The following is a 7,737-nucleotide window of genomic DNA, read 5'->3' as shown; positions in this document are numbered from 1 at the left end:
CGAACCGGCTCGCCAACTCGGCAGCAGTTTCCTCACCCTTCAGGGCTTCCAGAGCGACCTTCGCCTTGAACTCAGGCGCGTGCTGTTTGCGTTTCGACATCTCTGATCTCCTTTTCCGTCGAAGACCAGCAGACTGCAAATCGTAGCTTATGTCAGTGTCCAAATTTCGGGGGGTAGCTCAATCCGCGTCCAATTTTCGTGTTTCATCGATGTTAGCAGATCGACATGACGGAAACGGCCATAGGTCGTCATGACCGTCACCGTCGCGACACTCTCCAAGAGCCGACTTGAAAGATTTCAAATTCCAGCCCTTTGCGTTCGGACGCGCACACGGCGTCAATCCAGCGCCCCCGGGGAATGACGACGGATCAGCTTTCGTAGACGCCAATGACATGCGACGTTTCAGCAAATATCCTAGCAGTCGACCGCTTTCTGTGAAGCCACGCCAATCGCGCAATCTCTGCCGAGTTCGAGCATTTCACCGATTTCCAAATACAGGGCCTCCCCGTCACTTAGAGTAGGTTTGCATAGCCTCATGTCGCGTCAATTTTCTGCGCCGCACCAAAAAACCAGAACTCCTAAATCACGAGCGAGGGGCGATTGCATTAATTTCACCATTTCTGCATACACAAAATTACTCATACCCATTCCTAGATGCCCAGGATGTCAAAATTGCATTTCCCATTTCCTGCCGCCACAAAATCATCGAACGATTTGGTCGACGCACCGATAATATGATCTCTTATGAAGCGGCTTCCTTCGCTCGCTCCGTCAAGATGATTCTTCAGGCAGCATTCCCACTCCAAAACCGCCCATCCGTCAAAACCATACTGCGTGAGTTTTGAAAATACCCTTTTGAAATCAACGGTTCCGTCACCCAGCGAGCGAAACCGCCCCGCTCGCTCGACCCAGTCAAGATAGCCTCCGTAAACCCCAGTTTTCCCATTAATTTGAAATTCAGCATCTTTCACATGAAACATTTTTATATGCTCATGATAATGGTCGATAAAAGAAACGTAATCTATGCATTGAAGGACGAAATGGCTTGGGTCGAACATTATTTTGCAGGCAGGATGATTGTCCGTTAGTTTAAGAAACCTTTCAAAAGTGACGCCATCATGAAGGTCTTGCATTGGATGTATTTCAAAACACAAATATACACCATTTTCACTATATATATCAAGTATAGGTTGCCAACGTTTTACTAATTCTCCGAAGGCGTCGGAGATGAAGTCTTTAGGATAAGCTGGGTGCGGGTAAAGAAACGGCCACAAAAAACTGCCACTAAATGTTACGCTGCGGTCTAAACCCATGTTTTTCGACGCCGCCGCGATATGTCCTAGACGGGCAATAGCCCATTCCCTTCGCTTCGCTTCGTCACTATGCGTCTGTTGAGGCGCAAAAGCATTCAATAGGCTATCGTGTGCTGGGTGCGTTGCCACCAACTGTCCGACCAGATGGCTCGCGAGTTCCGTGATCTCTACACCATTCTGGATGCACAGTCCTTTCAGTTCGTCGCAATATGTCTTACTTTCCGCGGCAAGAGCGACATCGATAAGACGATCATCCCAAACGGGGATCTGGACACCAGTGTAACCGATCCCGGATGCCCAATGAGTAATACTCTCAAGCGAGTTGAACGGCGGCTCTTCAGAGAGGAACTGCGCCAAGAATATTGCAGGACCCTTGATGGTTGCGAGAGACATATCGTGACCTTCTCTATTTTTTTGAGGAGACGAAGGTGTCAAAAGCCACAGCCACGAGCAAGACTAGGCCCTTCACCACCATTTGGACGAAAGAGGATACATTTAGGAGACTCATCCCATTGTCGATAGTGACGAGAAGCAAGGCGCCAACAAGTGCTCCACCAATTGTGCCGATGCCGCCACGCAGGGATGTTCCTCCGATGACCGCACCAGCAATTGCGTCGAGCTCCATGTAGGTTCCGGCCGTTGGCGTCGCACCATCAAGTCGCGCCGTCATTAGCACCGCAGCTACACCGTATAGCGCGCCCATTACGACAAATCCGGCAAAAATATTTCGTTGAACGGAAATACCGGCTAGCTTCGCGGCTTCGCGATTGGACCCAACAACATAGCTGTTGCGACCGAACACGGTTCGGTGCATCACCACCGACAGAACCACGCCAAAAGAAAGTACAACAACAATCGCCATTGGTATGCCACGATAGCCACCAAAAGCCCAAGCCGAAATTCCTGCAACAACCAGCACCAGCAGGCACATCAGCGGGCGGCCTCGACGAATCCGCGTCAGCACGTATAGTATGCTGGCAGCAGCCATCACCCCAATTATGGACATCGTGGTTACGACCGGAACGAAACCTTCGCTTATGTTGACGAAAGAAGGTGCCATTGGCGAGATGGTAGCAGCATCCGTCAGATAGTATCCCAAGCCTCGAAATGCGAGCAAACCGGCCAGAGTCGCGACGAAGGACGGCACGCCAATTCGCGTAACCAATACGCCGTTCCATGCACCTAAAACAATCCCCGTCACGATCGTGACAGCAACAGCTGTTACGGTATCCCATCCGTACATCGATTGGGCGCTCGCGGCCACAATGCTACAAAGATAGACCGCGCTACCGATCGAAAGATCAATCTCCCCCATAACAATCAAAATCGACACCCCTGCAGCAAGCAACATGGCAATAGCTGCCTGCCGTGACAAAAGTGTTATGTTCCTGGGGGAAATAAACAGGCCATCAGAGAGAAAATGAAAGGCCAGAGCCAAGCAAATGAAGATCGCGGCCATCGCAACAAAACGACCGGCCCAAGAGCCAACGCGCCAACGATTGATATCGTTGTCAATCTTGGTTTGAAGTATAATATTCATGATCCTTTTACTACTCCTGTAGCCGCCGCCATAAGCTGATGGCGCTCGGTTCCGATGGGCAAGTGGGCGGTTATCTTGCCTTTGTACATGACGGCGATACGGTCGCATTCCTCGCGAATTTCATTCATGTCACTAGAAATCATCAACACTGAACAGCCACTGTCAGCTATTTCACGTAATGCCTTATAGATGTCGGCTCTAGCGCCAATATCGACACCGTAGGTTGGCTCGTCGACTATGAAGAGTTTGGGCTTTGTGGACAGCCAGCGTGACAACAAGACCTTTTGCTGGTTACCACCACTGAAATGTTCGAGGTTCATGTCGATGCGACTTGGCCTCACACCCAATGCGGCGAATAGCTGTTCGCTTCGTACGCGTTCGTCTTCGTTAGAAATGAATCCGTAGCTGGACACCTGGCTGAGACTAGGCACACCAATATTGACCATTGCGCTTTGTCCATGAACAACACCCGTCTGCTTTCGGTCCTCCGTCAGCATGGCCATACCGGCCCTGATCGCTTCTGCTGGCGTCGTAGGCAAATCAGAAAGTCCCAGTCCGGAGAACTCCCCTGTTGCCCTGCCGTCCCAAGCCCCAAAAATTGCCTTTGCAAACTCTGTTCGTCCCGCACCCACCAAGCCGAACAATCCCAAGATCTCTCCCACCCGAAGGTCCAGATCCACATGATCCACCCTAAGGCGATCGGGAAAATGCTTATCGTAGACACAGATCTTCCTCGCCTGGAAGGCGACAGAGTACTCGTCCGCACTAGCCCTTGCCGGTCGCGTCTCCGGGTCCTTTCCGATCATGGCTCGGATGATCTCGGGTCTTCGACCTTTCGCGGTAGGAAAGGTCGCTGTATGTTCCCCGTTGCGCATGACGTACACGCGATCGGCCAACTCTTCCAATTCGTCCAGCCGGTGCGATATATAGATAACGCCGACGCCCTGCGCAGTTATTTGGCGAATGCGATCGAAGAGATGTGCTGCCTCGCCGTCCGTCAATGAGGCGGTCGGCTCATCCAACAGCAACAACTTGGCGTCCTTCGCCATCGCGGCTGTGATCGTCACCATGCGCTGCTCAGAAGGAGCTAACTTGCCCATAGGGGTATCGGGCAGAACTTTCATTTCAAAAAAGTCTAAGAAATCTCGTGTCAGCCGGGCTGCCTCTCGTCTGTCAACCATTCCAAAACGAGTTGGGAGGCGCCCCATGAGCATATTCTCTGCAACGGAAAGTTCAGGCGCAACGTGAAGTTCCTGTGAAACGAGTACGACCCCATCACGTTCAGCCTCCGCTACAGACGTATAGGCCTTATCGCTACCGTGAACCTCAACATTCCCCCTATAGCTACCGGCTGGGTGAACGCCCGCAATAATTTTTATTAGGGTAGATTTGCCAGCACCGTTTTCGCCCACGACCGCGACGACCTCACCCGCGTGGACTTGGAAATCAATGTTGTTCAACACGGTGATGCCAGAAAACTCTTTCCCAACACCAGACATTGACAGTATAGGACTGTTCATCTTTATTTGCTTCCGCTGAAGGAAGGGCGGCGACACAGTGGCCACCGCCCATTGCTACTTTATTCGCACGGGTTCTTCGAGTCGGCGAAAACTTCAGCAGGATCAATCCAGCCGTTCGGGGCGATTTCGTTCATGAATTCGCACAAATTTCCTTGATTGACCTCTACAACGTTTACAAGAAAGGTTGGGATCTCACCAGCGCCGAAGTCCATCATCTGAGTCTTGAGGGATAATGGATTGCCCTTAGCAAGCTCAACAGCCGCCTGAACCGCTACCGAAGCCTCCTCCTGAATGTCAGTCCAGACAGACATCGTTTGCACGCCTTCATAGATCAATCGAAAGTTCGCCGGATCGACGTCCAGCCCCGAGAGGAATACCTTCCCTTCGAGATTACGACCTTTGATTGCTTGTGCGACGCCCGCTGCCATACCATCGTTAGATGTTACAAAGCCTTGTACATCATCGTTCTGTGCACTGAGTATATTTTCAGCATTGTCGAGGGCGGTTTTAGGATTCCATCCATTGATGTACTGATCGAATACAATTTTAACATTCTTGTTTTCTACCAAGAGCTTCTGATACGACTTCCCGATGTCTTGCGCTGTTGCCATGGAGGGGTCGCCCTTAACCAACGCGAAGGTGCCGTCCGGTGCCATCCGTAATGCTGCATCGGCCTGCAATTTGCCCACCAATTCATTGTCGCGCTGAACGTAGAAATCGACCTTCTCGCTTGCAACAGCGTTATCGTAGGCTACCACAGGCACGTTCTGTTCTTTGGCCATTCGGACCAAACGGCCCGATGTCTTGCTGTCAACTGGCACGATAATTAGAGCGTCGGGCTGCTGACTGAGCAAATTTTCGACCTGTGAAGCCTGGGTAGTCGGATTGTCATTCGCCCACTGGAACAGAAGTTTAATACCCAGGCGCTCGGCCTCTTCCTCCATTGCCCGCGCATCGAACGCCCAGCGACGCTGCACCTGTGTCTTCATAGCGACAGCTACGGTAATCTCGCTATTATCTTTAGCCTGCGCTTCAACACCCGGCACGCTGATAGACGCCAAAAGCATGGCACCAATTATCGTTTTTTGCATAGCATTCTCCTCCACATTTATGTTGAACTAGTGGGTCCTTACCCATGATCTGCTGCTACTAGATTGTTCAATGCAGTCGCAGATTTTCGCGATCCTGTACCCATCCTCAAATGAAGGGGCCCCGAATCGTCCGGCCTCAATTGCGAGCAAAAAATTACGGCATTCGATAATCTTTATATCGAGATAGCCGACCCCAGTACCCGGCACTGGCCAGAGATACTCACCATAGGGGTGTAGGGGGCCAGAATAGATTGTTGTAAATCCAGCCCGCGCTGCATTGCCGCGTGAATTCATCACTTGTAGTTCATTCAGGCGCTCGTAGTTAAAAACGATGCTTCCCAATCGTCCTTGAATTTCAAAACCGAGGTAGTTGTGACGCCCCCAAGAATTTCGAGATGCTTCCAACGAACCTCGCGCGCCGTTGTCAAACTTCAACAAGGAGATTGCGTAGTCATCAACATCGACGTCGCCACGTTCCGCATCGGCATTCTTTATTGATGCACCCATCTTGTCATAAGCCCCCGACTGGATCGGCCGCTTCTGGACAAATGTATCTAGCTCGCCGCAGACTTCAGCGATCTCACCCACCAGATAGCGAGCCATGTCGAGCACATGCGAGCCTATATCTCCAATAGTTCCGGAACCAGATTTCGCCTTGGAGAACCGCCAGGATAACGGGGTATCCGGATCGGCCGACCAATCCTGCATATAGTGTCCACGAAAGGTGAGAACTTCACCGATTTCACCAGCATCGATGATCTGTTTGGCCAACGCTACGGCGGGGGTATGCCTGTAGTTATGAGCAACCATGTGCGTGATACCAGCCTCCCTCACCGCGGCCAGCATTTTTTGCGCATCATCAAGCTTTGAAGCGAGCGGCTTTTCGCACAGTATATGCTTTTTGTTCTTTGCAGCCTCTATTGCGATATCAACATGCACATCGTTCGGCGTACAAATGAGAACCGCATCAATATCTGGTCGCGCGACGACACCCCGCCAGTCGGTTGTCGCCTCAGCAAAACCGAACCTCTTTCGAGCGCTTTCAGCCAGCGACTCGTTTACGTCGACCAGAACAGTGCGAACTGGATTCACGTTCAAATCATGAAAATAAATGGGTGCGGATGCCATTGCGAGCGCATGGGCACGCCCCATAAACCCGCTTCCAATCATGGCTACATTCAGGTTTCTCATATTGGTCGACTCCTATTACTTAAAATGAGGGACGCACCACCGGGATTCCTCGTGCGCGACAGAAAGCAAGCAGGTTCCCGTTCCGCATCACGACCGCTGTTGGGATGGAATCCTGTTATTTAGCCCGGCTGACCCTGTGACGATGTGGTTAGAGATGATGGCGTTGAAGCTCGTCGCGCCGCTTCTCGTAATTGCGTCGTATCTCTTGCGCGGCCGGGTCCGCAGACATCTCCGGCGGCGCGATATCCCAGAAGCTGTATTTGGTGCCCACCGACATCTTGTGGGGATCAACCTCGATGACGACCACGTTGAGGCCCGGATCCGCATCCGCGGCGGCAAGCGCCTCCTTGAGCTCTTCCGGCGTCGTCGCCCTGTGAACGCGGGCACCCAGGCTCTCGGCATTCTTGGCGATATCGATATCGAGATAGGCCCCGTTGAGTTGCCCCGCATTGTCTCGCCCGCGAAACTCGGTGGAGAAGCTGGAGCCCGTAGTGAGCACCTGCAGGTCGCGAATGATCTGGTAGCCATGATTGACGAAGACGCAGACCGTCAGCTTGAGACGCTCGCGCGCCGCTACCAGCAGATCGTTCGGATTCATCAGGTAGGTGCCGTCGCCGATCATCACGTAGACGTTTTCCTGCCCGGCCTGAACAAGGCCTATGCCGGCGGGGATTTCGTAGGTCATGCAGGAGAAACCAAACTCCAGATGCACCTTTTTGCCGTCCCGGGTATCCCAGAGCTTGGCAATGTCACCAGGCAAGCTTCCCGCCGCACCTACCACGTAGGAATTCGGCCTCGCGGCTTGATTGACGATAGAAAGTGCCTGCGCCTGCGCCATCAAGGCACCCGGCTTTGCCACCAGGGTCGGCTCCGCAAGCTCTGTCCAATCGCGTACGGCTTTGATCATTTCTTCGCGACATGCCGGCTGCGGCACAACACCAGCTTCCGCGGCGGCAGCCGACAACGCGGCCAGCCCTTCGCGTGCATCGGCTACGATCGGCTCGGCACCGAGCTTTACCGTATCGCGCCCTGTAATGTTGATGCTGGCGAACTTGACATCCTTGTTCTGGAACAAGGTTTGC

General features: G+C 52.5%; 6 protein-coding genes. All 6 read right to left on the bottom strand.

The annotated features are described in order from the left end of the window. Positions 1–650: 650 nt before the first annotated feature. Positions 651–1,706, bottom strand: a complete 1,056-nt coding sequence (locus ABJN75_RS04110; RefSeq protein ID WP_348437124.1) for a sugar phosphate isomerase/epimerase family protein — start codon at positions 1,704–1,706, stop codon at positions 651–653. Between the two features lie 13 nt (positions 1,707–1,719). Then, positions 1,720–2,853, bottom strand: a complete 1,134-nt coding sequence (locus tag ABJN75_RS04105) for a hypothetical protein (protein ID WP_348437122.1) — start codon at positions 2,851–2,853, stop codon at positions 1,720–1,722. Then, on the bottom strand, positions 2,850–4,373 hold the full coding sequence (locus tag ABJN75_RS04100) for a sugar ABC transporter ATP-binding protein (protein ID WP_348437120.1): 1,524 nt from the start codon (positions 4,371–4,373) through the stop codon (positions 2,850–2,852). Before ABJN75_RS04100 ends, ABJN75_RS04105 begins: the two co-directional genes overlap by 4 nt. A 59-nt stretch (positions 4,374–4,432) precedes the next feature. Then, positions 4,433–5,464, bottom strand: coding sequence for a substrate-binding domain-containing protein (locus ABJN75_RS04095; RefSeq protein ID WP_348437118.1), 1,032 nt, complete (start codon positions 5,462–5,464; stop codon positions 4,433–4,435). A 27-nt stretch (positions 5,465–5,491) separates the two neighbouring features. Beyond that, positions 5,492–6,655, bottom strand: coding sequence for a Gfo/Idh/MocA family oxidoreductase (locus tag ABJN75_RS04090; protein ID WP_348437116.1), 1,164 nt, complete (start codon positions 6,653–6,655; stop codon positions 5,492–5,494). A 148-nt stretch (positions 6,656–6,803) separates the two neighbouring features. Then, on the bottom strand, positions 6,804–7,737 hold a 934-nt coding region (locus ABJN75_RS04085), incomplete at its 5' end, for a thiamine pyrophosphate-dependent enzyme (protein WP_348437114.1).

Source organism: Hoeflea sp. (genome assembly GCF_039975035.1).
In the GTDB taxonomy this organism is placed as follows: domain Bacteria; phylum Pseudomonadota; class Alphaproteobacteria; order Rhizobiales; family Rhizobiaceae; genus Hoeflea.
The sequence above is the reverse complement of the archived record's forward strand: the minus strand, read 5'-3'. Positions and strand labels throughout refer to the sequence as shown.

What these genes read in the sequence shown, in the direction of transcription:
- ABJN75_RS04110 (WP_348437124.1), bottom strand. Translation starts at nt 1,706, where the DNA reads ATGTCTCTCGCAACCATCAAGGGTCCTGCAATATTCTTGGCGCAGTTC.
- ABJN75_RS04100 (WP_348437120.1), bottom strand. Translation starts at nt 4,373, where the DNA reads ATGAACAGTCCTATACTGTCAATGTCTGGTGTTGGGAAAGAGTTTTCT.
- ABJN75_RS04105 (WP_348437122.1), bottom strand. Translation starts at nt 2,853, where the DNA reads ATGAATATTATACTTCAAACCAAGATTGACAACGATATCAATCGTTGG.
- ABJN75_RS04095 (WP_348437118.1), bottom strand. Translation starts at nt 5,464, where the DNA reads ATGCAAAAAACGATAATTGGTGCCATGCTTTTGGCGTCTATCAGCGTG.
- ABJN75_RS04090 (WP_348437116.1), bottom strand. Translation starts at nt 6,655, where the DNA reads ATGAGAAACCTGAATGTAGCCATGATTGGAAGCGGGTTTATGGGGCGT.